Source organism: Nocardia sp. NPDC102475, assembly GCF_055584605.1.
This window is the reverse complement of the sequence record NZ_JBVJLS010000011.1, coordinates 131,726-158,424: the sequence shown is the minus strand read 5'-3', so window position 1 is coordinate 158,424 and position 26,699 is coordinate 131,726. Positions and strand designations below refer to the sequence as shown.

Sequence of the window (26,699 nt, the reverse complement as noted above, 5' to 3'; positions counted from 1 at the left end):
GCGATCCCCTCCGGTCAGGCTCGGCCGTTGCCACGCAGCCGGAACCGTCGCTCGAAACCGGAGACGAACACCGATAACGACACCGACGTGGTCGAACGCTCTACAACGCCATCGTCGGCAACATAGAAAACCGCACGGTCCAAAGCGATTTCGCCGTCGGGCACCGGCGAACGCACCATCCAGCCCACGCTGATGCGATCGGCCCGCAGTGTCGACAGCGGGTATCCCGTAGTGTCGTAGTCCTGTCCTCGGATGTGATCACGGACGAGGTCGAGCGCATCCGCTTCGCCGATCCCCTCGGCGTGTTTCGCGTCCAGATCCGCGAGCATGAACTGGAATATCGCCCCATCGATGTCGGTGCCGTCACCGTCACCGAAGACCTGCACGATCGCCTCGCGAGTCACCGCACCGGCCTGCGCAGCCGACACCAACAACTCGGCCGCGTCCGGCGTACCACCCGACCGGTCGTCCAGCAGGCTGCCCACGACACCCGCCACCGTGCCGACCGTCCACACTGCGGGGAGCGCGGGCGCGCACTCCCGAATCGGCACGGACTCACCCCGGCACCATCGACCGGCCTCCCACCAGTAACAAAACGACAGCAAACCGGTTGCCGCCCGCGGATTGAGCACCGGGTCGGCCACCCAATCCGGTGCTCCCGCAAACAATTCCGGCATCGCCGCACCCGCGTTGTACGCGGCGTCCAACACCGGTGCATCCCACACGCCACCTGACAGCACGGCTCGGTCACCTGGCAGTAGCGTCAGCGTCGAACCGCTGCGTCCCGCGCCTTCGAAGATGCCCACCGACGGACCGATCCGCGGCCCCTGCCTCGACCCGACCGCCACGAAGGCTGCCGCCAGCACCGCCCACCGAGCCCACAACACGGCCAGTTCCGGTAGTTCGTTATCCACGGCCACCGCCCGCAAACCCGCACGCTGGTCCGCCCGCATCGCGGTGGCTGCTGCGCGCGGCGGCCGTGTCCGATGTTCTCCGCGCCCGAGGTAGGCCGCCAGCCACACCGGCAGCCGTTCCCGCGGATAGCGTTCCAAGTCGGCGAGGTATGCCTCCGGTGCGAACAATTGCTCGCCGGGGAACGGCGCCGCACCGTGATCGGCAGCGGCCTCGACACCATCCGCATCGATGCGCACCAGCAACCGCCACCACGGCCCGCCCTCGGTCCCTGCCGACACCTGCCGATGCTGACGCACCGCAACCAACACCGCATCCGGTACCGGGCATCGAAAAGACCGGATACCGTCGTCGACCACCAGCAGCGCCGATTCGGCGACCACGGTCATCGCGAACCACGCCTCCAGCCGCTGCCACCCGGGCGGGGCCGCCTCACGCAGCCCATCCGCGATCCGAACGGCCAATCCGGCAACATCCTCATCCCCCGCCTGCATCCTCATCCCCCGCCTGCGTCACGGCACTCTCCGAGTTCCGGGAACGGCAAACGCGCCGAAGCCCTGGGAGGCGCCGATGCGCGACCTCGACCGCGAGCAGTTCCCACAAATCGCCTGGATCGGTTCGTCATCAGGATCTGAATTGATTCAGGGTTAAGATTTCGCACTTCGCGTCCCAGCGCAATGCCGGTATTTACCAGCCATGGCAAGCCCATACGTCTCGCGCCGCACCGAGTGCTCGACGCCTGAGCCACACGACCTGTCCCGGCTGAGGCGGACGGTGCTTACCGGCCAGAACGTTCGGCAACAGCGGCGTCGAGGCGGGCGCCGAGCGCGTTGACCTGGTCACGTAGCCGGATGAGATGCTCGATCGGATACCCGACCTCCGCCATGACCGCCTCGATCATCTGCCGGGCCTGCGGTTGCAGGGCGCGGCCGGCTTCGGTCGCACGCAGTTCGACAGCGCGGCGGTCGTTCGCACTCCGGACGCTCTCGACCAGACCATGTGCCTGGAGTCGCTGGATGAGCGGTGAGACCGTGCCGTAGTCCAGCTGCAGTTGTTCGCCGAGTTCCTTCATGGTCATCGCAGGCCGTCCCCATAAAGCCAGCAGGGCCAGATACTGCGGATAGGTAACACCCATCCCCTCGAGAAACGGCCGGTATGCCGCGGTCATCGATCGGGATGTGGAGTACAGGGCAAAACACAGCTGTGATGCGAGCGAGAGCAGGTCGGCATCGGTTCCCCCGACGGTTGCGGCAGCACCATCGGACCCCGCGGCCGCTCCGACACGCCCCACTGGTGTGGGATGCGCTTCTTCGGGCATCAGGACACTGTATCCCAGCGCATTCGCTCCAGGATTTGTGCTGTTACGTGGTAACGGCACGGGAAGCGAACGGTGGCGATGACACCCGATTTTCTGACACTTGTTCTCGGGCAAGGCTGAGCGGAGCGCGGCGCCGCAGTTGCGCCACACGGAATGTTTGCTGGACAGCGTCGATGTGATCATCGAACATCCTCTCGATGTCCTCGGCGATCTATTTGCGTTGCAGCAGAACAGTTTTCAGTGAGTCGGCGCGTTTCGGTAGCACGGTTGCGGCGGCTTTCGTGCCGGGAACGGGGACGGATTGAGCGGGCAGCGCGGGCGTTGCGGGCATCGGCATTGGCTTGGCCAGGGTAGGGGTCGGCGATGCGGCGCATCGACAAGCCGGGGAGGTAGGTCACGTCGTGGCCGCAAGCACCGGCGACGGCTGGCCGGTGGCGGCCGCAATTTCCGGAGCCCGTGGCATACCGGGTGACCGCCGTCGCGAGAGCGATACTGCGTTCACAAGTCGCGGCAGAGGGTGTTGCGTCCTGTTGTGGGGGCTCGATTCGGGCGTCGCCTGCCGGTTCCTCGCGGCGGTAGGCGTGGACGAGCCGGTGTTTCCGGGACACTATCGACGGATTCTGACCGAAAGGTGAACAGCCGAAGCACCTCATCGTGCGCGCATCACCTGCGGCGTGGGCCTTCCCTGGTCATGCGCAGACCCCACACCTCGAGGGTTGTCGCGATCGCCATGTATTGCAGGTAGGCGGCGATGACAAGCTCGGCACCGTAGTCGTGCAGCCATCCCCGTAATGGGAGCAGCGCCGCCACACCGAGGCAGATCAGTAATGCACCAAGGACTCGTGCCGGGATCCGCAGTGGCGCGAGCTGCTCATCGCGGAGAACGCGGGCGGACCGCGCCGAACCCGCGGCGGCCCGCGAGCCCGGGTGGGAGGCGGGGGGACTACCGGTACGACGTGTATCGAAGGGATTGGGTATGGACGCTGGATTAGCCATAGCGTTCTCCGGGCCGACACTGCGATCGACCAAGGTAGCGATCCGATATGGAAGATGGCGCGATACGGGCGATCGCCGTTACGACGACCGATCCGTGCTGTCATGCGGCGCGAGTGCCGCTCCCCGACGTTTATGAAGGCTAACTATTAGCTAGCGATAGCGTGACAGCATTTGAACCTCGAAAAAAGACCCACTTCACATCACGACTGCACACGTGCACGCGAGACCGAATCGTGACCTGGTGCGCGAATATGGTCCTGAACTAGGGAAATAACTCCCCGGATGGCGGAATTCGGACCTGACTGCTAGTGCGCACAGCCGCACTGGCGTTACCGAACCGATATCCAGTAGCGACTTGGCCGAGCGGTGATCTCCAATGATCGAGACCATTGCGGCACAACTGAACGATCGACCACATAGTCGCGCAGAGCAGCATGCCGTTGCGAACTGTCAGCACCACCACGCCCGACCAGCTCCCGGTGGCTACCCGGTCGTAAACGAAGGGGAATTCCACCTGGCTCATCAACGCGGTCGCCAGCACCAGCAGCAGCACAGGCCGCTGGGTGCTGCGCGAGTCGAGTGCACAGACCGAAGCGACCGCCACCGCCCACACCAAGTACTGCGGGCTGAGTACCCGGCTGGTCACCAAGGCGAGCAGCACCGCGGCCAAGACCAGATCCGGTGCCGGAGGCCGCGCGCGCCACCAGATGATCAGCAACACCGCGCCGCCCACGAGCGTGGCCGCCACGCACGCCGACGCCACCGCGGACACCGCTGGCCCGGATAACTCGTCGGCCCCATAACGATGCACGATGGTCCAGCGGCCGTTCAGCAGTCGAGCGATCAACAGCGGTGTGGCGGCCACGGATTCGATCTGCAATCCACGCTTCGACTGGAACTCCAGGAACGACCACGCCCCCGGACCCAACGCCGTCAATCCCGCGATCGCGGCGATTCCGACACCGGCCGCTCCCGCACTCATCCGCCGCAGCGTTCGCCAGCGCAGGCCAAGCACAACCAGCACGGGCCAAACTTTCAACAGCACGCCCGCGGCAGCGGCCGCGCCCGCCGCCGCCGGGCGGCGCGTCGTCCACAGCAGTGCCGCGACCACGGTCGCGGCCACGATCAAATCGAATCGGCCGTAGCAGACTCTGCCCAACAGCGCCACGCCCACCGCCCACACCCACGGCCCGGTCTGCGCCGTCTCCCAGCCGTCGCGCCGCGCGGCCCGAATCAACAAGCCGAGCACGCTCGCATCCGCGGCGGCGACCAGCGCGAAGAACAACCAGTTGTAACCGAGGCCGCCGCCGAGCAGTCGGGGTACGACGAGCAGTGCACCGGCCCCGGGCGGATACTGCCAGCGCTCGTCCGCCAGCGGGAAAATGTTGTGGCACACGATCTGCTCGGCCCATCCGCGATACAGCGTCAAGTCCGCGGCCGAGGCATCCCAGACGCTGTGTGGCAGCACCGTCACCCCGGTCAACACCACCATCAGCGTCCGCGTAACCACCCACACCAACCACAATTTCGACACCGACGACAGCCTGCGCACAAGGCCGCAGCCTAACCATCGCGCCCCTCATCCGACACCGGGCGCAAATATCGTCGCGCTCAGCACAGCGCCGGGACCGGTCCGGTGCTACCGCCGATACGCTGCTGCGCGCATGACGCGGATATCGCTGATCCGGCCTTCACACGGCAGAGCCCGACTCGTCCCGGTTATCCACCCGCCCAAGTTCCGGGGCTCTGCCGAGTCGGGCGGTCGGCGCGGAATACGACCGGTCACTGTGCGAGGCTGCGTGCGATGACCAGGCGCTGAATCTGGTTGGTGCCCTCGAAGATTTGGGTGATCTTGGCTTCGCGCATATACCGCTCGACCCGGAAGTCGCGGGTATAGCCGTAGCCGCCGAATACCTGAACAGCGTCGGTGGTGACCTTCATGGCCGCGTCGGTGGCGATCAGTTTGGCGACACTCGCCTGGCGTGAGTACGCCAGCCCCGCATCGCGTCGCCGCGCGGCATCGAGATAGGTGGCACGGGCCGAATCGACCGCGGCAGCCATATCGGCCAATAGGAACCCCAGACCCTGATGGTCGATGATCGGCTTGCCGAACGCCGTGCGCTCTTTGGCGTAGGCGACGGCTTCGTCGAGCGCGGCCTGGGCCAGACCGGTCGCGACCGCGGCGATGCCGAGTCGGCCGGAATCCAGTGCGCTCAACGCGATCTGGAGGCCCTGCCCCTCTGTACCGATCCGTCGCTCGACGGGCAGGAAGGCGTCGTCGTAGTGCGCGGTGGTGGTAGGCACCGCGTGCAGCCCCATCTTCTGCTCGGGCTTGCCGAAAGTCAGGCCGCCGGTCTCACGCGGCACCAGGAAGCAGGAGATGCCGCGCGACCCCTCGCCCGTGCGCGCGAAAACGTTGTAGAAGTCGGCGATGCCGCCATGGGTGATCCAGGCCTTGGTGCCGTTGACGAGATATCCGCCGTCGACGGGGGCGGCCTTGCATGCCACCGCGGCGGCATCCGATCCGGCCTGCGGCTCGGACAGGCTGTACGCGCCGATCGTATTGCCGCCCAACATCTCCGGCAGCCAGCGCTGCTTCTGCTCCTCGGTGCCGAAGGCCAGCAGCGGATGACAGGCGAGGCTGTGCACGCTGACCGCCACCGCGATCGCCGCCCACCGCGCCGCGATCTCCTCGAGGACCTGCAGATACACCTCGTACGGCTGACCACCGCCGCCCCATTCGACCGGGTACGGCAGGCTCAACAACCCGGCCTCCCCCAGCCTGGCGAACACACCATCGGGATAGCTCTCGGCCCGTTCGTGTTCATCGACGATCGGCATGAGGACCTTATCGGCGATGTCTCGGGTGAGCTGGATCAATTCCCGGGCTTCGCTGGTGGGCAGCAGACGTTCGACGGCCACAAGACTCCTCGCCTACGAATAACAGTACTGAAATACTTATCACAGTACTGTGCACCAGCCAGTACTGCAAGCACCTCACCAGTACTATTCGCTGCTATGGAGCAGCTCACGCGCGCAGGATTCGCCACCCGGCGGCGTACCGAACTCTTCGACGCGCTGGTCGACCTGTTTCTGACCGAGGGATTCGCACACCTGACCCTCGACCAGATCGCCGCGCGGCTGCGCTGCTCCAAATCGACCCTTTACACCCTCGCGGACAGTAAGGAACAGCTGGTCCGGGCCGCGACAGTGCACTTCTTCCGCCGCGCCACCGACGACGTGGAGACCGGCATCGCGCCGATCACCGATCCCCGCGAGCGCATCACCGCCTACCTGTCCGCGGTCGGTACCGCCCTGGCCGCCGCGTCCGACCGGTTCATGGCCGATTTGAGCGGTTTCGCGCCCGCGCGGGAGATCTACGAGAAGAACACCAGGATCGCCGCCCGCCGGGTCCGCGAACTCATCGATGAAGGCGTCGCGGCGGGCGAATTCCGTGACGTCCACGCGGCTTTCGCCGCCGATATGGCCGCGACCATGATGGTCCGCATCCAGCAGGGCGGGGTGCGCGAGCACACCGGACTCGACGATGCCGATGCCTACCGCGAGTTGGCCGCCATCCTCACCGCGGGCATCAGCGCCTAGCCTCACCCAGGGCCGCCACAGCCGCTCCACCGACACCACCGCTGGCTCGATACTCGAATAGCGACGGCGCACAAGCGATGTGGATCTGCGCGACTACCACCCGAACTGATTGCCGCCGTCGCCGGTACGGCCGTCGGCATCAACGCACCGCGTCGGTGCTCAATGATGAAGCACGATCTCGCACCTCAGCCCGGAGCACGCCCCCGGTGCGATGTGGCGGCCGGACGCGGAATCTGGTGTGATCGACGCCGGGAGGGATGCGTGATGCCCAGTTCAGCGTGTGATCGCCGTCGGCCGATGATCGCGGCACTCGGCGGTGTCATTGCCATCATGACGGCGGCCGGATGTACAAGCAACGACCCGGTCTCATCACCAGCACGGTCGTCGGGCAGCGTCACCACATCGCCCGTCGCGCCGCCGCCATGGACGCCGGCCGATCTGACCTACCACCCATGCAGCGTCCTGACTTCGGACGATATCGCCCATTACCTGCTCGCATCCGATGGCAGCGCCGCGACGCCGCCACGGGAGTTGCCCCGCTGCTCCTGGTCCTCCATCCAAACCGCGATCGCCGGAAGTTTCACCGTCTCGTTCGCCCCGAACAACACCGACCTCAGCGATCTCGTGCAGCGCCAGGTTCGTAAACCACTCGAGCGGACGGCCACCATCGGAGGTCAGCGCGCCGTCGTGCAGCCTGAACTTCGTCCCGATGGCCGCAATGGCAGCTGCTCGGTCTACGTATCGGTCCCGTCCGGCGGATCGTTCTACCTGGGGATCGCCGCCCCGGGCATTGCCACCGGAGTCGACTGGGACGTCTGCGCCAAAACCACCGACATCGCCACCACCATTGCGGCACGCCTGCGCTGACCCGCGCCGTATCGTCCTGCGGGCGACCTGCCGCCGCCAAATCCACGGCCCGATCCGAATCCCGTTCCCCGGCAACCGGATCCGGCATCATCAGGAGTGGAGGCGAACCTCGGCAGCGAGCTCGATGGCGCTCGAAGGCTTTCTCCGAGTGGGCCCCAGCCGCAGCACGAGTGCGTCAGCCGCGAACGACCGATACCAGATACCTGCGCGCGAACTGGGCGAGCTCGTCGTCGGACCGTAGCGGTGTTGTGCCGTGTGGGGCGAGGATGAGTGAATGGACTACGCGGCAGACGATTTCGGCGCGCGTCATCAGGTCGTCGGAGTCGGCGAGTAGTCCGCGCTGTACCGCACGTTCGAGTGTGGCGGCGGTTGCGGTGACGCACATGGCGAAGGTGGTGGCACCGTCGACCGTGAGTTTCATGATCACTCGCTCGGGTTCGATCGCCAGCATTCGTTCGACCATGGGATGAGTGCGCCAGCGCGTGACGACCGTGACGAATATGTCGGCGACGAGATCGTCGATGTTGTCGTGCCGTTCGGGCATTGCGGCGAGTTCCGTCAGCAGCGTCGCGACTTCGCGGCTGATCACGGCCTGCACGAGATCATCGCGTGACCCCACCCGCCGGTAGACCGTGACTCGATCCACCCCGGCCTGCCGGGCGACGTCCTCGATCGTCGTCTTCTTGACGCCGACCTTCGCGAACTGCACGAGGGCGGCGTCTAGGATCCGCGTCTCGAGATCGTCCGCATCATCGCGGCTCAGGGGTGCTTTCGACGCCGTCTTCACCCGTTCGACGCTAGCAGACAGCACCCATTGTGCAACAACTTCAGCAAAAATGTTGCTCGCAACATTGCAATGGAATTTGTGGCGCTGTACGGTCGCGGTATGGCTGACACGGCTGGCGCGACGAAGCGCACCTACGGCGACGACGCGCATGCGATCAATGCGCGCGACGTCCATTTCGAGTTCGATTCCGTGCCGATGCACTACATCCCCGGCGAGGTGCTGGCCACCCACATCGTCAACGTCATGCATCTGGTGCTGCCCGAGGGTGAGCGGGCCATGGCGCAGGCCCTGTCCGAGGCACTGCCGCATATCCACGACGAGCGGCTGCGGGAGGAAGTGATCGGGTTCGTCGGGCAGGAGACCATGCACGCCAACAGCCATGAGGCCGCACGCATACATCTGCAGTCCATCGGCCTGGACGTGGACTCTTATGTCCGCAAGGTGGCGTGGCTGGTCGACCGCATTCTCGGTGATCACGGCCTGACCGGACGAGCGAAGGACGAGTGGCTCAAGGAACGCCTCGGCCTGTTCGCGGGGATGGAGCACTACACCGCCGTGCTCGGCGAATGGCTGCTCAACGCGGACATTCTCGAGGAGAAGGGCATGCATCCGGCCATGCTGGATCTGGTGCGCTGGCACGGTGCCGAGGAGGTCGAGCACCGCAGCGTGGTCTACGACGCATTCATGTACGTCGACGGCAGCTACGCACGCCGAGCGCGGACCGCGATCCTGGCGAGCCTGACCCTGCTGCCCCTGTTCATCGTGTCGACGGCGTACATGTACCGAAAGGACCCAGAGGCCGATAAGGGCAAATTCTGGTTACGGCAGTTCGCCAGTGCCACCCGCCGCGGCGTGATCCCCAGTTGGACGGTGTTCCTGACCGAGATCCCGCGCTACCTGCGGCCGGGTTTCCATCCCGCACAGCTGGGCCCGATGGACAAAGCGCTGCGGTATCTCGGGCACTCGCCCGCCGCGCGGGCGGCAGGTCACTGATGGGCGAGCCGACCGATCCCACGCCGGTGAGTCTGCGGATGCTCGGCGGGATCATGGACGCCTACAAGAGCGTCTTCGTGAAAGGCGGGGCCGCGCCGCTGCTGTCACGACCGAAGCCGGTGCGGCGCACGGGATTCGACCTGGATGTACGCATCGAGAGCATCGAACGCCAGACAGCCGATGTGGTGAGTCTGACGCTGCGCGCGGCGGCGGGGGGCCCACTGCCGACGTGGCGGCCGGGTTCTCATGTGGATGTTTTTCTGCCCTCCGGACGGCAGCGGCAGTATTCGCTGTGCGGAGACCCGTCGGATCGCTTCCGCTACCGAGTCGCGGTGCGCCTGATCACGGACGGCGGCGGGGGCTCCCGGGAAGTGCACGAGACGCTGCGCACCGACCACCGGCTGCGAATTCGCGGCCCCCGCAACGCGTTCACCTTCGTCGACGCCCCGTCGTATCTGTTCCTGGCCGGTGGCATCGGCATCACACCGATCCTGCCGATGGTCAAGGTGGCGGGATCCCGCGGTCGGCTGGTGTACCTTGGCCGTTCGCGCGACACCATGCCGTTCCTGCACGAGCTGCCCGACGCGGAAATCCGTCCCGACGACGAATTCGGTATCACTGACATCGCCGAACTCATTGCTCGCGCCGAACCCGGTGCGGCCGTCTACGTCTGCGGACCGCCGCCGATGCTGGCGGCGGCGCAGCGCTGCATGTTCGAGCTGAATCCGACCGGGTCGCTGCACACCGAGCGATTCTCGGCGCTACCGGTCACCGATGGCCGCGCATTCGATATCTCACTCGCCCGCACCGGCGGCACCATTCGCGTGGCCGCGGACGAGACCGCACTGACCGCGCTGCGCCGCCGGCTCCCGGATATCGCCTACTCCTGCCAGCAGGGCTTCTGTGGCACCTGCAAGGTCGGCGTCGCCGCCGGATCCGTCGAGCACCGCGACCGCCTGCTCACCGAATCCGAACGAGCCGATCACATGCTGGCCTGCGTATCGCGCGCCGCCGGCGACGCGCTCGTACTCGACCTCTGAACGGCGGGAGACCAATCAATGAAAACCATTGGAGCATCGCCGCTGACAACCTTCCGGCGCACCATCCACCTGGGCGCGGTGGCCGACCGGCTGGTGGCGCTGCTGCATGCAAGGAGTCGATAGATGAACGCGGAACACACCCACATCGCCGTCGTCGGCGCGGGGTTCGGTGGCATCGGGCTCGCGGTGAAACTGCGGGAGGCCGGATTCGAGGATTTCGTCATCCTGGAACGCGCCGACGATCTGGGCGGAACCTGGCGCGCCAACACCTATCCGGGTTGCGCCTGCGACGTCCCCTCGCAGTTGTACAGCTACTCGTTCGCGCCCAATCCGGACTGGTCGCGCACCTACGGGAAGCAGACCGAGATCCTCGAATACCTCCGTTCGGTGGCCGTCGACCACGATGTGGTCCGCTTCATTCGCTTCGGCGCGGAGGTCCTCGACGCCCGCTGGGACGAGACCGCATCGCTGTGGCGCATCGAGACCACGCAGGGTTCGCGCACCGCGGACTTCCTCGTATCGGCGGCGGGCATCTTCGCCGAGGCGAAGTATCCCGACCTGCCAGGTCTGGACACCTTCGCGGGCAACAGCTTCCACTCGCTGCACTGGGACCACGACCACGATCTCACCGGTGAGCGCGTCGCGGTCATCGGCACCGGAGCCTCCGCTGTGCAGTTCGTTCCCGAAATCCAGCCCCGTGTCGGCAAACTGCTGCTGTTCCAACGTTCCGCGCCGTGGATCGTGCCGCGCATGGACCGCAGAACACTGTCCGCCGAGCGGTTTCTGCTGCGCAGTGTTCCCCTGGCACAGAAGGCCGTTCGTGGTCTCTGGTACTCGGCCATCGAGGCCTTCGGACTGATCTCGCTGGTGGACCAGCGCTTCCGGCATCCCTACGAGGGGCTGGCACGGCTGCAGCTGTTGCGGCAAGTGCGAAACCCGCTGTTGCGCAAGACCTTGACGCCAGACTATGTAATCGGCTGCAAGCGCGCGATCTTCTCCGACGCGTATCTGCCCGCGCTCGACCAACCCAATGTCGAGGTCGTCACGCAGGGTATCGCCGAGGTGCGTCCGCATTCGATCGTGCTGCGCGACGGCACCGAACACGAAGTCGACACCATAATCCACGGCACCGGGTTCACCGCGATTCCCACCGCCTACGAACGGCTCATCGGCCGGGACGGGATCTCGCTGGCCGAGCTCTACCACAAACAACCGCAGAGCTACCTCGGTGCGGCGGTCGCGGGATTTCCCAATTTCTTCTGCACGCTCGGCCCATTCGGCGCAGCCGGAAACCAGTCGGCCATCTACATGATCGAATCGCAGATCGCCTACATCGTCGATGCCCTGAAATCGGTGCGCCGCAATGGAGCTCGCCGCGTCGAGGTGCGGCCCGAAGCCCAGGAGCGGTTCCTCGCCGAAATGGCGCGCCGTAGTTCGACCAGTGTCTGGCTCACCGGCGGCTGCACCAGCTACTACACCACACCCGACGGGCTCAATGCCGGGCTGTATCCGAACTGGAGTTTCGAATACCGCCGTCGCACACGCGCTTTCGATGCCGACGCTTACGAGGTGACCACATGACGATCGGGGCAACGCCGGGCCGCTACGACGTGGACGGCAAAGTCGCGTTGATCACGGGGGCCGCACAGGGGATCGGCCGTGAACTGGCGGATATTCTCCACGCCCGCGGCGCATCGGTCGTGCTGGTCGATATCGACGGCACGGCCGTCGCCGCGGCCGCGGCCGCCCTCGGCCCGCGCGCCCTGCCGCTCGCCGCCGATGTGGCGGATCGAGAAGCCATGCGCCAGGTGATCACCGACGCGGTCGATTACTTCGGCTCTCTGAACGTGGTGGTGGCCAATGCCGGTGTGGTGCCGCGCCCCGCCACCCTGCGCACCCTCGACGGGCGGGACTTCGACCGCGTCATCGATATCAACCTGACCGGCGTGTTCAACACTGTGCGCCCGGCACTCGATCACATTGTCACCGCCCGCGGCCATGTCGTGGTGGTGTCCTCGTGCGCAGCCTTCGCACCGGGGATGGCGGGTGCGCCGTACATGATCAGCAAGGCGGGCGTGGAGCAACTGGGACGCGCACTGCGCGTGGAACTTTCACCGTTCGGCGCGACCGCGGGTATCGCCTATTTCGGCATTGTCGACACGGCCATGACCCATGACACCCTCGACGGTGACGATCTCGGTCGCGCCCTCGACGATCTGCTTCCGTGGCCACTCAACCGACGGATCACCGCGGCAGAGGCCGCGCGGTCGGTGGCCGACGGTGTCGAACGACGTGCCCCGCGCACCATCGCACCCGCGACCGGCTGGAGCGCGTACGCGCTGCTGCGCGGAGCGGTGAACGCGGTGCTCGACACCCGCCTCACCCGCGACGCGCGCGTGCACGATCTGGTGCGCGCGGTGGAAGCGCGGGTTCGGATATGAGCGAGCGCGACGAGCGAACCATCGACACAGCCGCCAAAGGGGTCATGAGCGCCGAATCCGCGTCCCGCCGGGCTCGGGCGCTACGGCAGATCTCGAGTCACACTCTGCGTCCGGTCCTGGCCACCCTCCCGGTCAACGCGCACACGCTACCAGCCGCCCGGGTGTTCATCGACCGGATCATGCGCGCGGTCGCGCCGGTACTCAACGGCACGGTCGTCGAGGCCGTCGAGGACGGTCTCGTTCGCGCCGAATGGGTGCGGGGCCCGCGCGCGACCCGCGACGATGCCGCCATCCTGTATGTGCACGGCGGCGGTTTCATCACCGGATCCGCACGCTCGTATCGCGGTGTCACATCACGGCTTTCGACCGCGACCCGGCTGCCGGTCTTAACGGTGGACTACCGACTTGCTCCCGAAAACCCCTACACCGCAGCGGCATCCGATGTCACGGCGGCCTATCGTCTACTGCGCGAACAGGGATTCGCCCCGGAGCGGATAGTTATCGCGGGCGACTCCGCGGGCGGCTACCTGGCCACCGATTTCGTGATCAGCCGCGCCGATCGCGGTCGTAGGTGCGCGGCTGCCCTGCTCTTGTTCTCGCCCATGGCCGACCTCGCACTGGACCACGCGCGCCGCGGCGGTCGCCGCGACGCCCTGCTCGACCTGGCCACCGCGCGCGCCGCCGTCGCCCACCTCGCCGACGCACCGCAACAACTGCGTCCGCGTTCGGGAACACCGTTGCCGCCCACCCTGATTCACGCCAGCCGAGATGAACTCTTCGCCGCCGACGCGATCGCGCTCGCCGACCACTTGAGCGCGGCGGGCGCACGCTGCGATCTGCGCTTGTGGGCCCAGCAAATGCACGTCTTCCACACCCTCGCGGCGCTGGTGCCCGAATCCCGAATGGCATACCGCGCGTCCGGCCGGTTCGTCATCGAGGCTCTCGAATCCCCAGCCGCACAGGCAATCTGAAAGAAGTACCGTCATGAGCTCTGACACCCTCTGCGCCGCCTTCCAGCACACCGCCGCCATCGATCCCGACGCTGTCGCGGTGCGCACCGTGGGCGGCACCCGGGAACTCACCTGGGGTGAATACGCCGCCCAGGTGCGCCGCATCGCCGCCGGCTTCGCCGCGCTCGGCATCGGCCGCGGTGACACCGTGGCCCTGATGATGGGCAACCGCGTGGAGTTCTACCCGATCGATGTCGGCGCACTACACGCCGGAACCACGTCCTTCTCCATCTACAACACACTGCCGCCCGAGGGCATCGCCCATGTACTGAACAATGCGGGGGCGTCGGTAGTGGTGTGTGAGGCGCAATACCTCGACCGCATCAGACGCTCCGGCGCGGCCCCCGCGCACATCGTCTTACTGGACGGCGACCCGGTCGAGGGCACAATGACTCTTCAGGAGCTCCAGACGCTCGGCACCAGCGACTTCGATTTCGAGAAGTCCTGGAAAGACACGAAACCCGACGACATTGCCACCCTCATCTACACCTCCGGCACCACCGGCAATCCCAAGGGCGTCGAAACCACACACGCCAATCTGCTGTTCGATGCCTACGCGCTGGCCCAGGTGCTGCCGATCGAATTCGGCGACCGGATCACCTCGTTCATGCCCTCGGCCCATATCGCCGACCGGTTGACCGGGCTCTACTTGCAGATAGTGTTCGGCACGCAGGTGACGGTGGTGGCCGAACCCGCACTCATCGCGGCCGCGCTGCCGGACTGCCGCCCGACCATCTGGGGTGCGGTACCGCGGGTGTGGGAGAAGCTGAAGGCCGCAATAGAACTCGGCGTCGCCAACGACCCCGCTCCCATGCGTGCCGCGACCATGCGCTGGGCCCTCGACACCGCGCGCAAGCGCATGGACCTACTGCGCGCCGGAGAGCCCGTTGCGGCCGACCTGGCCGCCGAATTCGAGAAGGCCGATGCCACTGTGCTGTCGGCTCTGCGCGCGAAACTCGGCTTCGACGAGCTGAAATGGGCCGTCTCCGGCGCGGCGCCGATCCCCGCCGACACCCTCGCCTTCTTCGCCGCACTCGGACTACCCATCTCCGAAATCTGGGGCATGTCCGAACTCACCTGCATCGCCAGCGTATCCCCGTATGCCCCAACCGAACTCGGCACGGTCGGGCGTCTGGTACCCGGCATGCAGATGCGGCTCGCGGACGACGGTGAGCTGTTCGTGCGCGGCCCGCTGGTCATGAAGGGGTACCGCGGCGAACCCGGGAAGACGGCCGAAGCCATCGATGCCGACGGCTGGCTCGCCACCGGCGATGTGATGACCCGCGACGACAACGGCTGTCTGCGCGTCGTGGACCGCAAGAAGGAACTCATCATCAATGCGTCGGGAAAGAATATGTCACCCGCCAATATCGAGAACGCGGTACGCGCGGCCTCCGGTCTGATCGGCACCGTCGTCGCCGTCGGCGACGCCCGACCCTATGTCACCGCCCTGGTGACGCTGGATCCTGACACCGCTGCCAGTTTCGCCGTCGAGCACGGATTACCAGTCACCGCAACCACAATCGTCGAGCATCCGGACATCATCGAACGGGTCTGCGCCGCTATCGATTCCGCCAATCAGGTGCTGTCCCGCGTCGAGCAGATCAAACGCTTCCGGCTGCTGCCGACCTTCTGGGAACCCGGCGGCACCGAACTCACCCTCACCATGAAGCTGCGGCGCAAGCCCATCAGCGAGGTGTACGCCGCCGACATCGACCTGCTCTATGCCGACCCGCAGCCCGAGGGCGTACACACCCCCGCCACCAAGGAGACCGTCTCCCGATGACCCGCTGGTTCCCCCTCGCCGACAGCGACGACACCCTCCTCAAGAACGGCCCGATCCGCTTCCGCCACAGCGTGATCGTGCCCGACGAACCCGAACGGGTCTGGCAACTCCTCACTGCCGACGACGCCCTGGTCTCCTGGGCTCGCGGCATCACCGGCGTCGACTGGATCACCCCGCGCCCCTTCGGTATCGGCACCCGTCGCGAGGTCACCGTCGGCAACGGCGCCGCCGCACTACGGGAACGCTTCTACCGCTGGGACGAGAACAAGCAGCTGACCTTCACCGTCGAGGCCGCCAACCGACCCGGCTTCCGCCGCTTCGCCGAAGACATCACCCTCGAACCTCACCCCGACGGCACCAACCTGACCTGGACCTTCGCCGCCGAGGCCGAACCCTGGTTCGCCGCACTTCTTTTCCCGGTCCGACCGATGATCAACCGGGTGACACGGTCCTGGACCGAGGAACTCTCACCATCGGTACCACCGTCGAAGACGTCGCCCAGCGCCTCGGCCATGCCGACGCCTCCAGCTTCACCCACGCCTTCACCCGCTGGACCGGAACCACCCCGGGCCGCTTCGCCCGAACCCGTCATTGACCGAGTCCCACCGCTGGTACATCAACACAAGCATCGCCGTAGCGGGAATCGGCCCGCGATGCGGACCATCTTGCGGGAGGTTGGTTGTCTCGTCCGTTCGCGGCCGGTGGCGAGTGCCCTGGCACCTGCGAGCGGTGTCAGGTGGAGCGGGCGCGTTACTAGCGCTCTGCCGTTCCCCCGCCGTTGTCTCGGGTTTCGATAGCCTTGACGGTCTTGTCGAGGGCCTGTTTCAGGACGCGTTTGCCGACGGTCCCGACCACGACTCCGAGGACCCGGCCCTTGAGGTTCTTACCCTCGCGGACCACGACCACATCCACATCGGTCTTCCCGTCGGTCCGACGCGTGAAGGTATAGGTGTGACCCGAGTGACCGCCCCATACATTCGAGTCGGTGGTGGTCATGACGACGCGGTCGGGGTTCGACCAGTCGTAGTGCAGGCGTTCCCAGATGCCGCGCGAGCCCTCCGTGACATCGGCATCACGTCGGCCCCGGTCGTGCACCTCGAGATACGCGTCGGCGCTGTTACCGAACACCTGCGAGCGGCCCGGCCCGAAATCGGTCAGCGCCGCCACGAACTGCTCCGGTGTCGAGGACGTGGTCTCTTTGAAGTGGAGGGTAGACATCGTTGCTCCTTTGCTTTGGGGGTGACGGGTCGCGGTTCAATCCAGGAGGTGAGAACTATCTGAGCGAGGTCACTATCTGAGCGAGGTCCTCCTCGGGGTATTGGCGCACGCCGTAGAGCACGCTGGCACCAGCCGCTAGCACCGTCCGCCGGAGTCATTTCGGCGAAAGATCGCCCTCAACGTGCGCGGTGTTCCTATTTATGAAGCATGAGCTTCGGCACATGCTGACGCAAGGCCGTCCGCGAGGGCATCGAGCCCAGGATCCGACGAGGCCACCGGCAGGGGGCGGTCGGCCCCTCGTGCCGGTCAGCGGTCGGCAGTTATCGAATCGCCTCCCGCGGCACGCACTCCGCGGATCGGGGTCGAGGCGTCGAAGCTGTATCGGAGGCACGGATCCGAATGGCGGCGGGCCGCCGCAGCTGCCTCCCTTACCCGGTGGAATCGAACTTTACGAGTGCCACTATGGTCCGGAACCGGATGTCCGTCATGGGGCGAAAGTCCCTAGCTCGGGCGACCTCGGGCCACACTCCCCAGCCACCGGACTCAGCGTGACACGGCAAGCACCGCATCGGTCGCCGCTGTATCGCCGACGGTAATCCTGATACCGGTGCCGTAATGCTTGACCGCAATGCCTTCTCGCGCGAAACCCGTACGGAGCCGGTCGATTTCGGCGGCGCCGCAGCGACCGAGGTACACGAAATTCGCCGCACTTGTCGGCACCGCGAAGCCGAGCGCGCGCAACCCCTCGGTGAGCCGACCGCACTCGCGGGCGATCGCGGCGGTGCGCACCGCCAATTCCGCCTCGGCGTCATAACATGCCCGCACACCGGTCTCGGCCAGCGCGGTCACCCCGAACGGCAACTGCCACCGCCGAATTCGCGCGATCATCGGGACCGCCCCGATCGCATACCCGACCCGCGGCGCCGCCAACCCGTGCGCCTTCGAGAAGGTCCGCGTGACAACCAGATTCGGATACCGCGCCAACACACCGGCCGTGTCCACCCGATCCGCCACGGCGACGAAGTCGATGTACGCCTCGTCGAGCACGACCGTGACCGACGGATCGATCCGATCGAGAAACCCTTCGAGTTCGGCCTGCGCTATACAGGTGCCGGTCGGATTGTGCGGACTGCACAGCACAACCACCCGCGTGCGCGCATCGACGGCATCGCCCATCGCGTCGAGATCCTGATGACCGTCCGCGCTGAGCGGAATCTGCACCGCCCGACCGCCGATGGTCTCGGTCAGCAACGGAAACCCGTCGAAGGTCGGCGTCGCCATCACGACGTCGTCGCCGGGCGCGACGAACTCCCGCAAGATATACGTGATGACCCCGGTGGCACCTGCACCGACCACCACCTGCTCGGGCGGCACGCCGAGCCGTTCGGCGATCATCCCGGGCAGCCTGCGCGGCAAATATTCCGGATACCGGTTCGCCGCCATCCGGGCGCCACGCAGCGCGGCACGTACGGATGGTAATGGGCCATAGGGGTTTTCGTGGAGCGCGAGCCGATGCTCCAGTTCCGAGGTCGGCGACATATCGAATCCCCTCGCTCAGCGTCGATGAATGCGCCCGCACGACTATTCGTGCGGGCGCTCGATTCGAACGGATACTGTGAGGTCGCTAGAGCACGGCATTCATGATCGTGCCCGCACTGGTGGCGACCACGCCACCGGCCATCGCGCTGGCAATCATCTTCGGCGACTCCAGCCCGCCTCCGGACCATTTCTCCCAGGCGAACCGTCCGCCGCCGTAGGTAATGGCGGTAACCCCGGACAACTGAATCAGCCAGGTGAAATACCGGCCCATTTGCATCAGTTTGTCCGCCATCGGCGGAGCCTCCGGTTCCGGATTACTGACCTCGGCTAGCAAAGTGTCGTGTAACGCGGCGAGAATCATGCTCACTTCATGCTCCTTGTCGCATGCCGATGCTGGGAGAAGAACAGACTTCGCAATGGACCGCTGCAGCGCGTTGACCTCATGATTCAACCTCATCAAGATCACGTGATGCAGCCGACACACCGAAATCGATCCCCTAATGCAGTCCGAATCCCGGCCTGCCGGACGTTCGCCGCCCCTATCCTGAGCGAGGAAAAATTCGACGGAGCGGGCCGCCGACCGTGGGCGGCTCGGCGGTTGCGGGCACCCCACGGCCCGCCCGCCACAGGAGGGAATCGTCATGCCGGATAGCTGGGCTGAAACCGCCACCGGATTGCCGACCAAAATCGATACGAGTGTGGCTCATGAAGCTCGTGTTTACGATTATTGGCTCGGCGGAAAGGATAACTACCCGGCCGACCGGGCACTCGGCGACGCGATAGCCACCCATATTCCGGCAATCCGCAGTATGGCCCGCGCCAACCGGGCCTTCCTCGGCCGCGCGGTGCGCTACGTCGTCGATGCGGGCGTCACCCAGTTCCTCGATATCGGCACCGGAATCCCCACCGCGGGCAATACCCACGAAATCGCCCAGGGCATCGCATCGGATGCGCGCGTGGTCTATGTGGACAACGACCCCATCGTCCTCGCGCACGCGCGGGCACTCATGTCCAGCACCCGTGAGGGCAAAACGGCCTTTATTCATGCGGATCTGCACGATCCGGCCTCGATATTGCGCGATCCGTCCCTGACCGCGACCCTGGACCTGAGCCGTCCGGTCGCCGTCATGCTGGTCGCGATCATGATGTATTTCCGCGACAGCGATGATCCGCACGCCATCATCGAGAACCTGCTGGAATCGGTTCCCTCCGGCAGCTTTATCGTGATCACCCATCCCACCGCCGATTTCGACGCCCGCGCCATGGCCAGAGTGGTGGCCTCGGCCGAATCCGCAGGCATCACCTTCAATCCGCGCAGCCGCGCTGAAACCGAAACTCTGTTCGCCGGAACCGAAATCGTCGAACCGGGCGTCGTCCCCGTCATCACCTGGCATCCGGAGTTGATCGGCGACCTATCGGGTCGAATGCAAGCCATTCCGGCCGATCCGGAGTCCGCGTGGTATTGGGCGGGCGTGGGACGCAAGGCCTGACGTTTGGGTCTGCGCCCGTCGGCAACTCCACCCACGAGGTGATCGATCATGGTCAACGATCTGGAGAAGAGATGGACGGCGGACGAGCGGACCTTTCGCCGGGTGGCGATCTATGTGGCGGCGGTGCTCGCGGTGGCCGCGCTCGTCTTCGTGATCACCGCGATATGGGCGGCCGAACGGACGGCCTGTGCGGCCGCGGAGACGATGCTTTGTGACACCGCGGCGAAAACCGCGATCCTGACCGGACCGACCGTGGTACTGATGCTCGGCGGTATCTGCGCCTTTGTGCAGACCTATCGCGTGTGGCGGCGCGGCCGGAGTTGGCCGATCTGGCAGGGCGCGGGCTGGTTCCTGTTCACCATGATGATCGTCTACCTGGGCATCGGCGGCGGCAGCGTCGCCGGCTGAGCCGCAGGCGACGATCAGGCGTGACGTGAAGCACAGCCAATTTGGTTGTGCACAATTTAATTGGCCACTACCGTTATGGACATGACCGATCACCTCACCCTCGACGAGCAGTTGTGCTTCCGGCTGTATGCTGCGTCGCGGGCGATGACGGCGGCCTATCGCCCGAAGCTCGAGCGCCTCGGGCTCACCTATCCGCAGTACCTGGTGATGTTGGCATTGTGGGAACGTGACGGTCGCAGCGTCGGCGACCTCTGCGGAGCACTGCTACTCGACTCCGGAACGCTGTCGCCACTGCTCAAGCGGTTGGAGGCGGCAGGCCTGGTCGAACGGCGCCGGGCAGCGGCCGACGAACGTCGCGTCGATATCCAACTCACCGAACGCGGCCGCGAACTGCAGTCCGAAGCCCGGTGTCTACCAACGGAAATGGGCGAGGCCAGCGGCCTGACCCACGACGAATTCATCATCCTGCGCGAAACCCTTCGGCGACTTGCCGATTCGCTGATGTCCCACCCCTGATCGAAAGAGAGTCAGACATGACCGTCCTGTACACCGCCGAAGCCCTCGCGACCGGCGACGGACGCAACGGCCACGCCCGCACCTCCGACGGCAAGGTCGACGTCGCACTGGATATCCCCAAGGAGATGGGCGGTAGCGGCGTGGGCACCAACCCGGAGCAGCTCTTCGCGGCGGGCTACGCGGCCTGCTTCCACAGCGCACTGCGCCTGGTCGGCAAGCGCGAAGGCGCGAATGTCGACGATTCCGCGGTCGGCGCGAAGGTCGGCATCGGCCCGAACGACGAGGGCGGCTTCGAGCTGACCGTCACCCTCGAGATCTCGCTGCCGCATCTGTCCCCCGCCGAGGCACAGACCATCGCCGACAAGGCGCACCAGGTGTGCCCGTACTCGAACGCGACCCGCGGCAATATCGACGTCCAGGTCACCCTCGCCGACGACTGAGGAAAGGAATCCACCATGCGTGCCGTAGTCATCGAAAGTTTCGGCGAGCCGAAGGATGTGCTCACCATCGCACAGCAGCCGACGCCCGAACCCGGTGCCGGACAAGTGCGGATCGAGCTGATCCTCGCGCCCATTCACAACCACGACCTGGCGACCATTCGCGGGGTCTATGGCTATAAGCCGTCGCTGCCCGCGATTCCGGGAACCGAGGCCGTAGGCCGGATCGATGCGCTGGGATCGGATGTGACCGGCCTGGAGGTCGGCCAGCGCGTGAGCGTTTCCGGCATCCACAATGTATGGGCCGAGTATTTCCTGGCCAAGGCGACGCAGGTGGTTCCGCTGCCGGACAGCATTTCCGATGAGACAGCGGCGCAGTTGCTCGCGATGCCGCTCAGCTCGCTGATGCTGCTGGAGGATCTGCAGGTTTCGCCGGGCGACTGGATTGCGATCAATGCCGCCAATGGTGCGGTCGGTCGCCTGGTGAATGTGCTTGCGCGGCAACGCGGTCTCAATGTGCTCAACCTGGTTCGCGGCCCGGCTTCGGTCAAGGCGTTGCAGGAGTTGGGTTTCGAACCGGTCTTCGATACCGAATCCGAGGGCTGGCTCGATCGAGCCGTCGCGGCTACTGAGGGTGCGCCGATCGTGCGCGCCGTTGACCAGGTCGGTGGGCGGGCGGCCGATGCGCTGCTTTCGCTGCTCGGCCAGGACGGTGAGTTGATCTCGTTCGGTGCGCTGTCCGGTCAGCCGCTGTCCATCAATCCGGGTCCGCTGATCTTCAAACAGGCTGTGGTCAAGGGCTTCTGGGGTTCCAAGCGGGCCGAGCAGACCAGCAGCGAGGAGATGCGGCGCCTGATCGGTGAACTAGTGGGGATGGCGGCGACAGGTGCACTGCGCCTCGACGTCGAGGCCGTGTATCCGCTCGAGTCCGCCACCGATGCCGCCGCCGCGAGCGAAACACCGGGGCGGTCGGCCAAGATCGTGCTGTCGCCACAGCCGGTGTAATCGACCATATGGCTTACCGTTCTCCTGAACTTGCGCGACCGTGTTCCAAGGGGTTGCCGTCAGGTTCCTGCTTCACCGAGGATGCTTGCCGGTCAACACAAGAGCTGGCCGGTAGGGGCGGAGAACTCTCCACAGGCTGATACCGGGGAACTCCCGGCGTGTTCAAATGATCCAAGTTGTTCGCCGCGTTGATGTCGCGGTGATGACGGACACTGCAATACTCGCAAGCCCATTCCCGGACGTTCAGGCCCATGCACTGTTTGGTTTTCACACCGCATGCACTGCACGTCCGGGAGCTGGCGAACCAGCGATCCGCGACAACCAGAGTCCGCCCGGCCAGGGCAGTCTTGTACTCAAGTTGGCGACGGAACTCACCGAATCCCGCTTCCAGCACCGACTTCGCGAGATACCGGTTGCGCACCATGCCACGTACGTTCAAGTCCTCGATGGCGATCGAATCATTGTTCTCCACCAGCCAGGTGGTGAATTTGTGGAGCCAATCGCCGCGCGTGTCAGCCACTTTCGCGTGGATCCTCGCGACCCGGCGGCGCGCTTTCGCCCGGTTCGCCGAACCTTTCTGCCTACGACTCAACGTTTGCTGGGCGCGTTTGAGCTTCCTCTCGGCTTTGCGCAGCGCACGCGGCGTCTCCAACAACTCACCTGTGTGGGTAGCGAACTCACGCACGCCGACATCGACACCGACGGTGCGGCCCGTGACCGGGAGCTGCTCCGTTTCGGCGGTGTCGATCGTCAGGGCGGCGAACCATTGTCCGCCGCGACGGGACATGGTGACGGCTTTGATGGTGCCGGTGAAGCGTGGTGTCTCCGACATCGTGATCCAGCCGATATTCGGGATACGCAGCCGGTTCTCGGCGACGGCGAACTGACCGGAGGACAGTTTGAACGAATCCCGAACACCCTTCTTCTTGAAGCGCGGGTACTTCGCCCGTTTCTGGAAGAAGTTCTCGAACGCGCGTCCGAGGTTGATCAACGCTTCCTGCGGCGCGCATTTGGTCGATTCCAGCATCCACGAAAACTGATCGCGTTTCACCGAATTCAGGACGCGACGCGCCTCGAGCTGACCGGGGCTCGTGTCACGCTGCCCGGCCTTGTACTTCTCGTACTCGGTCTGCCACCAGGCCAGGCCCCAGTTCCAGGCGAAACGCGCGCAGCCAGCTGCGCGAGCCAGACCGGTGGCCTGCATATTGTTCGGTTCGAGGCGAACCTTGTGGCCACGCAGCACCGGTTCACACACGCAACTCGTCATGGACGGTGGTGAACAGCTTCTCGAGGCGTCCACAACGATCGCAGAAAAGTTCGGCGTCGAACCACATGAGATGATCGCGGTTGAAGCCAGTTAACTTCCCAAAATCGTATTCGCCCATACGTTCGACAATATTCAGTTGAGTTGCGACACAAAAGCCTTCGCAGGCAACACGCCAAGTGATCTTTCGATCGCAGGGATCAGAGGATGACAGTTCGCGGCTTCACCGACGTTCGTATTCCACTACGACCTCAGGAGTTCAATTGGCACCGCAATTTCGCACCGCACGCCCCGCGCGGGCAGCACTCACATCGACCACCGCCGCACTGGCCTTGCTGCTGAGCGTCGGCCTCGGCACCGCAACCGCTCGCCCCGTCGGTCCGTTCGACGTCGGCGGCGCCATCGAGGTCGAATACGACCAGGTGGGCGGCCCCGGCGCGCTCGGCGACCCGACCGCACCCGAAGCCGATGCCGCCAACGGCGGCCGCTATCAGACCTTCGAACGCAATGCCGCGATCTATTGGCATCCCGATACCGGCGCCAATGCGGTCGGCGGCGCGATCCGCGACAAATGGCGTGACCTCGGCTTGGAGACGGGCGTGCTGCGCTACCCCGTCACCCGTCAGCAATCCACGCCGTCGGGATCCGGCGCCTACAACATTTTCCAGGGCGGGTCTATCTATTGGTCCCTCGGCACCGCCGCGCACCAGATCGGCGGCACGATCCGCGATAAGTGGGGCGCCTACGGCTGGGAGAGCGGTGCGCTGGGGTTCCCGCTCACCGACGAGGCGGCCGCGCGCGCGGACAACGGGCGCTACAACCTCTTCCCCGGTGGCGCGATCTATTGGTCCCCGCGTACCGGTGCGCATGTCGTCTGGGGTGCGATCCGCGATCTGTGGGTGTCCAATGGCGCGGAATCCGGGCGATACGGGTTCCCGACGGGCGAGGAATACGACTACGAGGGTGGGAAGGCGCAGGACTTCCAGGGCGGTCGGATCACCTGGCAGCCCTGATGAAGACAGACCCTAGTCCGCGCCGAGCGCCTGCGTCCGGGCGCTGAGCGAACGACCCAGCCCGGCCACCTCGGCGTCCATATCCGGCAGCCACGCCGGGGTGGTCTTGCTGCCCGCCCGCTCGGCGGCCTGCGTCTGCAGCAGCGGCCTCAGCCAACGCAGCGCGCCGACCCAGGCGGGCACATTGATCCGTCTGGCGCGCCGCTCGATTCCCCGCTCGAATCTGGCGGCGCACTTCTGCACCGAGGTCGTCTTGCGGATCGGCCTCGGCAGTGCGGCGAGCGCTCGCTCGACCGCGGGCAGGTCGGCGAAACTTTCCCGCACGAGCGGGGTGTCGATCCACGACATGTGCGCGGACCCGACATCGACGCCGCGGTGCGCGACCTCGAGCCGCAACGCGTTCGCGAAGTGCTCGATCCCGGCCTTGGAGGCGTCGTAGGCCGTCATACCCGGCATCGCCAGATAGGCCGCGAGGGAGGAGACGATCAGCACGTACCCGCGCCGCTCGATGACCGATGGCAGGGCGGCACGGACGGTGTGGAAACAACCGACAAGGTTGACTTCGATCACCCGCCGGAAGGCAGCGGGGTCCACCGTCAGAACCGACCCGTAGCTGGCAATTCCCGCGTTCGCGATGACGATGTCGATGCCGCCGAACCTCTCGATTCCCTGCGCGACCGCGGTTTGCATCGCGGCGAAGTCGCGCACGTCCGCAGAAACCGCCACGACATGCTCGTCGCCGCCGAGTTCGGTCGCGAGTTCTCGCAGCGGGGGTGAGTCGATATCGATGAGCACGAGGTGGGCGCCCCGCGCACGCAGCCGCCGGGCGACCTCTGCGCCGATGCCGCTCGCGCCGCCGGTAATGAGTACGACCTTGCCGATGAAGGCGGTCATGGTCATGAAGTCTAAACCGTCCGCTACCCGGCAGCATCCACATCACTGCATCGTCACGGGTTCGCGACCTGGCACCGGGTGGGCCGTATGCGGCTACTGCGCCCCCGAGACTCGGTCAGCCAGCAAAACGGTGGGGCGCTTGCCTTGCGTCCCACCGTATTTCGCTGGATACCCGATCAGGTCAGGTTTCCTTCGTAACACAGACTCGCGGTCCGCGACGACGGTCCCGGGCGCGGGGAATCGGAATCGAAGGTCCAATCCGAAATCGGCCCTGCGGCCTTCCAATAGAGCCCGCCGCTGCCGTCCGCGACCACCCGGTACATATCGTCCACGCCGTCGATGAGCTGGTTGCCGACGCAGTAGTCGATGTACTCGGTGCCGGGCTGGTGCGCACCGGCGCTGAACAGCCGGGCCGGATGCGCGTACGCACCCGGATTCGGCACGGCACTCGGCCGGTTCGTCGGTCCGCCCTTCGACCAGTGCGCCGCACCGCGGCTGTCGGTTTCGCAACGGAAGTCCCGGCCACCCGCGACAATGGTCGCGCCCTGAGCGTGCGCAGTGCCGCACAGTCGTGATCATCAGCACGTCCTCGCCGCGGCGCGGCATACGGTCCAGCCGTCGCCGTCCGGACGCGGTACCCGGGTCCATGTCGTCGTGCCGCCGGTGCGGTTGCCGGAGGAATCCGCGCCGGACTCGTTCTGGCTGCGGTATTCACGCAGATTGTTCTGTTGTTCGCTGCGCCGCAAGGGATTCTGCGGGGTGTGGTGGTAGCCGAACGGATCGATGTGATGCCAGCCGGTGGTATCGCGACCGCTGGTACTGCCGCGATTGTTCGAATGGTCCGAGCGCGCATCCGGATTCGCGAGCCCCTCACCCGCGCCGAGCACCGTGCCCAGGGTGATCGCGCCGACGAGCAGTGCGAGAGCTCTGCCTCGTGCTGCACCCCGCTTGGTCGTGGTTGTTGTTCGATGCATCATGGCCCTTTGCCTCGGTGCTCCAACTACTGAGACAGACAGTAGATGAAGAACCTGAGAAATTTCGGCACCATATATAGCAGGCATTTTCAGTGCGATTGTGACGGCTAGCACGTACATGATCAGTAGACCTCGGTGCGGCAAGCGAGGACCTAGGCATCCCATGCATAGATGCCCAGCCAGGAGAC

Annotated in this window: 30 protein-coding genes; 16 read left to right on the top strand and 14 right to left on the bottom strand. The window is 65.7% G+C overall.

Annotation, left to right across the window (positions count from 1 at the left end; translation table 11 throughout):
* Positions 1-14: 14 nt before the first annotated feature.
* The gene (locus ACZ60G_RS21275; RefSeq protein WP_465811762.1) at positions 15-1,412 is read right to left on the bottom strand and encodes a hypothetical protein; all 1,398 of its coding nucleotides are present in this window, start codon (positions 1,410-1,412) and stop codon (positions 15-17) included.
* 278 nt (positions 1,413-1,690) lie between these two features.
* Positions 1,691-2,230, bottom strand: a complete 540-nt coding sequence (locus tag ACZ60G_RS21270) for a MarR family winged helix-turn-helix transcriptional regulator (RefSeq protein ID WP_465811761.1) — start codon at positions 2,228-2,230, stop codon at positions 1,691-1,693.
* Between the two features lie 100 nt (positions 2,231-2,330).
* On the opposite strand from ACZ60G_RS21270, the gene ACZ60G_RS21265 reads away from it, so the two are divergent.
* On the top strand, positions 2,331-2,474 hold the full coding sequence (locus ACZ60G_RS21265; RefSeq protein ID WP_465811875.1) for a hypothetical protein: 144 nt from the start codon (positions 2,331-2,333) through the stop codon (positions 2,472-2,474).
* Between the two features lie 419 nt (positions 2,475-2,893).
* Here the strand turns inward: ACZ60G_RS21265 and ACZ60G_RS21260 are convergent, their stop codons facing one another.
* From ACZ60G_RS21260 to ACZ60G_RS21250, 3 genes are all read right to left on the bottom strand, one after another.
* On the bottom strand, positions 2,894-3,226 hold the full coding sequence (locus ACZ60G_RS21260; RefSeq protein WP_465811760.1) for a hypothetical protein: 333 nt from the start codon (positions 3,224-3,226) through the stop codon (positions 2,894-2,896).
* 262 nt (positions 3,227-3,488) lie between these two features.
* Positions 3,489-4,760 carry a glycosyltransferase family 87 protein gene (locus tag ACZ60G_RS21255; protein ID WP_465811759.1) on the bottom strand — a complete coding sequence of 424 codons (1,272 nt, stop codon included), beginning with the start codon at positions 4,758-4,760 and terminating at the stop codon, positions 3,489-3,491.
* Between the two features lie 248 nt (positions 4,761-5,008).
* Positions 5,009-6,148: an acyl-CoA dehydrogenase family protein gene (locus ACZ60G_RS21250; protein ID WP_465811758.1), complete on the bottom strand. Its 1,140-nt coding sequence runs from the start codon at positions 6,146-6,148 to the stop codon at positions 5,009-5,011.
* A 96-nt stretch (positions 6,149-6,244) separates the two neighbouring features.
* On the opposite strand from ACZ60G_RS21250, the gene ACZ60G_RS21245 reads away from it, so the two are divergent.
* Positions 6,245-6,829, top strand: coding sequence for a TetR/AcrR family transcriptional regulator (locus ACZ60G_RS21245; protein ID WP_465811757.1), 585 nt, complete (start codon positions 6,245-6,247; stop codon positions 6,827-6,829).
* A gap of 264 nt (positions 6,830-7,093) precedes the next feature.
* The gene (locus ACZ60G_RS21240) at positions 7,094-7,696 is read left to right on the top strand and encodes a DUF3558 family protein (protein WP_465811756.1); all 603 of its coding nucleotides are present in this window, start codon (positions 7,094-7,096) and stop codon (positions 7,694-7,696) included.
* A 175-nt stretch (positions 7,697-7,871) separates the two neighbouring features.
* On the opposite strand, the gene ACZ60G_RS21235 is transcribed toward ACZ60G_RS21240, so the two are convergent.
* A complete protein-coding gene (locus tag ACZ60G_RS21235) occupies positions 7,872-8,483 on the bottom strand; it encodes a TetR/AcrR family transcriptional regulator (protein WP_465811755.1) in 612 nt (203 codons plus the stop codon).
* Positions 8,484-8,582: 99 nt separating this feature from the next.
* Here ACZ60G_RS21235 and ACZ60G_RS21230 point away from each other — a divergent pair, with 99 nt between their 5' ends.
* The 7 genes from ACZ60G_RS21230 to ACZ60G_RS21200 all read left to right on the top strand — a co-directional run bounded on the left by ACZ60G_RS21230 (position 8,583) and on the right by ACZ60G_RS21200 (position 16,550).
* Positions 8,583-9,476 carry a metal-dependent hydrolase gene (locus tag ACZ60G_RS21230; protein ID WP_465811754.1) on the top strand — a complete coding sequence of 298 codons (894 nt, stop codon included), beginning with the start codon at positions 8,583-8,585 and terminating at the stop codon, positions 9,474-9,476.
* A complete protein-coding gene (locus ACZ60G_RS21225; protein ID WP_465811753.1) occupies positions 9,476-10,516 on the top strand; it encodes a PDR/VanB family oxidoreductase in 1,041 nt (346 codons plus the stop codon). The genes ACZ60G_RS21230 and ACZ60G_RS21225 overlap by 1 nt, the downstream gene beginning before the upstream one ends.
* Before the next feature lie 123 nt (positions 10,517-10,639).
* Positions 10,640-12,097, top strand: coding sequence for a flavin-containing monooxygenase (locus tag ACZ60G_RS21220; RefSeq protein WP_465811752.1), 1,458 nt, complete (start codon positions 10,640-10,642; stop codon positions 12,095-12,097).
* Positions 12,094-12,957: a short-chain dehydrogenase/reductase gene (locus tag ACZ60G_RS21215; RefSeq protein WP_465811751.1), complete on the top strand. Its 864-nt coding sequence runs from the start codon at positions 12,094-12,096 to the stop codon at positions 12,955-12,957. Before ACZ60G_RS21220 ends, ACZ60G_RS21215 begins: the two co-directional genes overlap by 4 nt.
* Positions 12,954-13,928 carry an alpha/beta hydrolase gene (locus ACZ60G_RS21210; protein WP_465811750.1) on the top strand — a complete coding sequence of 325 codons (975 nt, stop codon included), beginning with the start codon at positions 12,954-12,956 and terminating at the stop codon, positions 13,926-13,928. Before ACZ60G_RS21215 ends, ACZ60G_RS21210 begins: the two co-directional genes overlap by 4 nt.
* A 13-nt stretch (positions 13,929-13,941) precedes the next feature.
* Positions 13,942-15,753: a fatty acid--CoA ligase FadD11 gene (fadD11, locus tag ACZ60G_RS21205; RefSeq protein WP_465811749.1), complete on the top strand. Its 1,812-nt coding sequence runs from the start codon at positions 13,942-13,944 to the stop codon at positions 15,751-15,753.
* Entirely contained in the window at positions 15,750-16,550 is an 801-nt protein-coding gene (locus ACZ60G_RS21200; protein WP_465811748.1) for an SRPBCC family protein, read from the top strand. The genes fadD11 and ACZ60G_RS21200 overlap by 4 nt, the downstream gene beginning before the upstream one ends.
* Here the strand turns inward: ACZ60G_RS21200 and ACZ60G_RS21195 are convergent.
* The 3 genes from ACZ60G_RS21195 to ACZ60G_RS21185 all read right to left on the bottom strand — a co-directional run bounded on the left by ACZ60G_RS21195 (position 16,507) and on the right by ACZ60G_RS21185 (position 18,871).
* A complete protein-coding gene (locus ACZ60G_RS21195; protein WP_465811747.1) occupies positions 16,507-16,971 on the bottom strand; it encodes a hypothetical protein in 465 nt (154 codons plus the stop codon). The two genes, ACZ60G_RS21200 and ACZ60G_RS21195, sit on opposite strands and share 44 nt — an antisense overlap.
* A gap of 543 nt (positions 16,972-17,514) precedes the next feature.
* Entirely contained in the window at positions 17,515-18,510 is a 996-nt protein-coding gene (locus tag ACZ60G_RS21190; RefSeq protein ID WP_465811746.1) for a pyridoxal phosphate-dependent aminotransferase, read from the bottom strand.
* Positions 18,511-18,595: 85 nt separating this feature from the next.
* Positions 18,596-18,871, bottom strand: coding sequence for a hypothetical protein (locus ACZ60G_RS21185; RefSeq protein WP_465811872.1), 276 nt, complete (start codon positions 18,869-18,871; stop codon positions 18,596-18,598).
* Between the two features lie 280 nt (positions 18,872-19,151).
* Here ACZ60G_RS21185 and ACZ60G_RS21180 point away from each other — a divergent pair, with 280 nt between their 5' ends.
* The 5 genes from ACZ60G_RS21180 to ACZ60G_RS21160 all read left to right on the top strand — a co-directional run bounded on the left by ACZ60G_RS21180 (position 19,152) and on the right by ACZ60G_RS21160 (position 22,366).
* A complete protein-coding gene (locus ACZ60G_RS21180; protein WP_465811745.1) occupies positions 19,152-20,000 on the top strand; it encodes an SAM-dependent methyltransferase in 849 nt (282 codons plus the stop codon).
* A 48-nt stretch (positions 20,001-20,048) separates the two neighbouring features.
* Positions 20,049-20,408, top strand: a complete 360-nt coding sequence (locus ACZ60G_RS21175; RefSeq protein ID WP_465811744.1) for a hypothetical protein — start codon at positions 20,049-20,051, stop codon at positions 20,406-20,408.
* A gap of 81 nt (positions 20,409-20,489) precedes the next feature.
* On the top strand, positions 20,490-20,924 hold the full coding sequence (locus ACZ60G_RS21170; protein ID WP_465811743.1) for a MarR family winged helix-turn-helix transcriptional regulator: 435 nt from the start codon (positions 20,490-20,492) through the stop codon (positions 20,922-20,924).
* 17 nt (positions 20,925-20,941) lie between these two features.
* Positions 20,942-21,364, top strand: coding sequence for an organic hydroperoxide resistance protein (locus ACZ60G_RS21165; RefSeq protein ID WP_063037770.1), 423 nt, complete (start codon positions 20,942-20,944; stop codon positions 21,362-21,364).
* 15 nt (positions 21,365-21,379) lie between these two features.
* Complete coding sequence (locus ACZ60G_RS21160; protein WP_465811742.1) at positions 21,380-22,366, top strand: zinc-binding dehydrogenase; 987 nt, start codon at positions 21,380-21,382, stop codon at positions 22,364-22,366.
* A gap of 13 nt (positions 22,367-22,379) precedes the next feature.
* Here the strand turns inward: ACZ60G_RS21160 and ACZ60G_RS21155 are convergent, their stop codons facing one another.
* Together ACZ60G_RS21155 and ACZ60G_RS21150 are read right to left on the bottom strand one after the other, a co-directional pair.
* Positions 22,380-23,633 carry an RNA-guided endonuclease InsQ/TnpB family protein gene (locus tag ACZ60G_RS21155; protein WP_465811741.1) on the bottom strand — a complete coding sequence of 418 codons (1,254 nt, stop codon included), beginning with the start codon at positions 23,631-23,633 and terminating at the stop codon, positions 22,380-22,382.
* The gene (locus ACZ60G_RS21150; protein ID WP_465811740.1) at positions 23,614-23,751 is read right to left on the bottom strand and encodes a hypothetical protein; all 138 of its coding nucleotides are present in this window, start codon (positions 23,749-23,751) and stop codon (positions 23,614-23,616) included. The genes ACZ60G_RS21155 and ACZ60G_RS21150 overlap by 20 nt, the downstream gene beginning before the upstream one ends.
* 142 nt (positions 23,752-23,893) lie before the next feature.
* Here ACZ60G_RS21150 and ACZ60G_RS21145 point away from each other — a divergent pair, with 142 nt between their 5' ends.
* A complete protein-coding gene (locus ACZ60G_RS21145; RefSeq protein ID WP_465811739.1) occupies positions 23,894-24,643 on the top strand; it encodes an LGFP repeat-containing protein in 750 nt (249 codons plus the stop codon).
* Positions 24,644-24,655: 12 nt separating this feature from the next.
* On the opposite strand, the gene ACZ60G_RS21140 is transcribed toward ACZ60G_RS21145, so the two are convergent.
* The 3 genes from ACZ60G_RS21140 to ACZ60G_RS21130 all read right to left on the bottom strand — a co-directional run bounded on the left by ACZ60G_RS21140 (position 24,656) and on the right by ACZ60G_RS21130 (position 26,514).
* The gene (locus ACZ60G_RS21140; RefSeq protein WP_465811738.1) at positions 24,656-25,537 is read right to left on the bottom strand and encodes an SDR family oxidoreductase; all 882 of its coding nucleotides are present in this window, start codon (positions 25,535-25,537) and stop codon (positions 24,656-24,658) included.
* A gap of 176 nt (positions 25,538-25,713) precedes the next feature.
* Positions 25,714-25,980, bottom strand: coding sequence for a hypothetical protein (locus tag ACZ60G_RS21135; protein WP_465811737.1), 267 nt, complete (start codon positions 25,978-25,980; stop codon positions 25,714-25,716).
* A gap of 135 nt (positions 25,981-26,115) precedes the next feature.
* Positions 26,116-26,514 carry a hypothetical protein gene (locus tag ACZ60G_RS21130; protein WP_465811736.1) on the bottom strand — a complete coding sequence of 133 codons (399 nt, stop codon included), beginning with the start codon at positions 26,512-26,514 and terminating at the stop codon, positions 26,116-26,118.
* Between the last annotated feature and the right edge of the window lie 185 nt (positions 26,515-26,699).

Coding starts and splice junctions, on each gene's coding strand:
- ACZ60G_RS21275 (WP_465811762.1), bottom strand. CDS start 1,412: ATGAGGATGCAGGCGGGGGATGAGGATGTTGCCGGATTGGCCGTTCGG.
- ACZ60G_RS21270 (WP_465811761.1), bottom strand. CDS start 2,230: ATGCCCGAAGAAGCGCATCCCACACCAGTGGGGCGTGTCGGAGCGGCC.
- ACZ60G_RS21260 (WP_465811760.1), bottom strand. CDS start 3,226: ATGGCTAATCCAGCGTCCATACCCAATCCCTTCGATACACGTCGTACC.
- ACZ60G_RS21245 (WP_465811757.1), top strand. CDS start 6,245: ATGGAGCAGCTCACGCGCGCAGGATTCGCCACCCGGCGGCGTACCGAA.
- ACZ60G_RS21240 (WP_465811756.1), top strand. CDS start 7,094: ATGCCCAGTTCAGCGTGTGATCGCCGTCGGCCGATGATCGCGGCACTC.
- ACZ60G_RS21230 (WP_465811754.1), top strand. CDS start 8,583: ATGGCTGACACGGCTGGCGCGACGAAGCGCACCTACGGCGACGACGCG.
- ACZ60G_RS21225 (WP_465811753.1), top strand. CDS start 9,476: ATGGGCGAGCCGACCGATCCCACGCCGGTGAGTCTGCGGATGCTCGGC.
- ACZ60G_RS21220 (WP_465811752.1), top strand. CDS start 10,640: ATGAACGCGGAACACACCCACATCGCCGTCGTCGGCGCGGGGTTCGGT.
- ACZ60G_RS21215 (WP_465811751.1), top strand. CDS start 12,094: ATGACGATCGGGGCAACGCCGGGCCGCTACGACGTGGACGGCAAAGTC.
- ACZ60G_RS21210 (WP_465811750.1), top strand. CDS start 12,954: ATGAGCGAGCGCGACGAGCGAACCATCGACACAGCCGCCAAAGGGGTC.
- fadD11 (WP_465811749.1), top strand. CDS start 13,942: ATGAGCTCTGACACCCTCTGCGCCGCCTTCCAGCACACCGCCGCCATC.
- ACZ60G_RS21200 (WP_465811748.1), top strand. CDS start 15,750: ATGACCCGCTGGTTCCCCCTCGCCGACAGCGACGACACCCTCCTCAAG.
- ACZ60G_RS21195 (WP_465811747.1), bottom strand. CDS start 16,971: ATGTCTACCCTCCACTTCAAAGAGACCACGTCCTCGACACCGGAGCAG.
- ACZ60G_RS21190 (WP_465811746.1), bottom strand. CDS start 18,510: ATGTCGCCGACCTCGGAACTGGAGCATCGGCTCGCGCTCCACGAAAAC.
- ACZ60G_RS21185 (WP_465811872.1), bottom strand. CDS start 18,871: ATGATTCTCGCCGCGTTACACGACACTTTGCTAGCCGAGGTCAGTAAT.
- ACZ60G_RS21180 (WP_465811745.1), top strand. CDS start 19,152: ATGCCGGATAGCTGGGCTGAAACCGCCACCGGATTGCCGACCAAAATC.
- ACZ60G_RS21175 (WP_465811744.1), top strand. CDS start 20,049: ATGGTCAACGATCTGGAGAAGAGATGGACGGCGGACGAGCGGACCTTT.
- ACZ60G_RS21170 (WP_465811743.1), top strand. CDS start 20,490: ATGACCGATCACCTCACCCTCGACGAGCAGTTGTGCTTCCGGCTGTAT.
- ACZ60G_RS21165 (WP_063037770.1), top strand. CDS start 20,942: ATGACCGTCCTGTACACCGCCGAAGCCCTCGCGACCGGCGACGGACGC.
- ACZ60G_RS21160 (WP_465811742.1), top strand. CDS start 21,380: ATGCGTGCCGTAGTCATCGAAAGTTTCGGCGAGCCGAAGGATGTGCTC.
- ACZ60G_RS21155 (WP_465811741.1), bottom strand. CDS start 23,633: ATGACGAGTTGCGTGTGTGAACCGGTGCTGCGTGGCCACAAGGTTCGC.
- ACZ60G_RS21150 (WP_465811740.1), bottom strand. CDS start 23,751: ATGGGCGAATACGATTTTGGGAAGTTAACTGGCTTCAACCGCGATCAT.
- ACZ60G_RS21140 (WP_465811738.1), bottom strand. CDS start 25,537: ATGACCGCCTTCATCGGCAAGGTCGTACTCATTACCGGCGGCGCGAGC.
- ACZ60G_RS21130 (WP_465811736.1), bottom strand. CDS start 26,514: ATGATGCATCGAACAACAACCACGACCAAGCGGGGTGCAGCACGAGGC.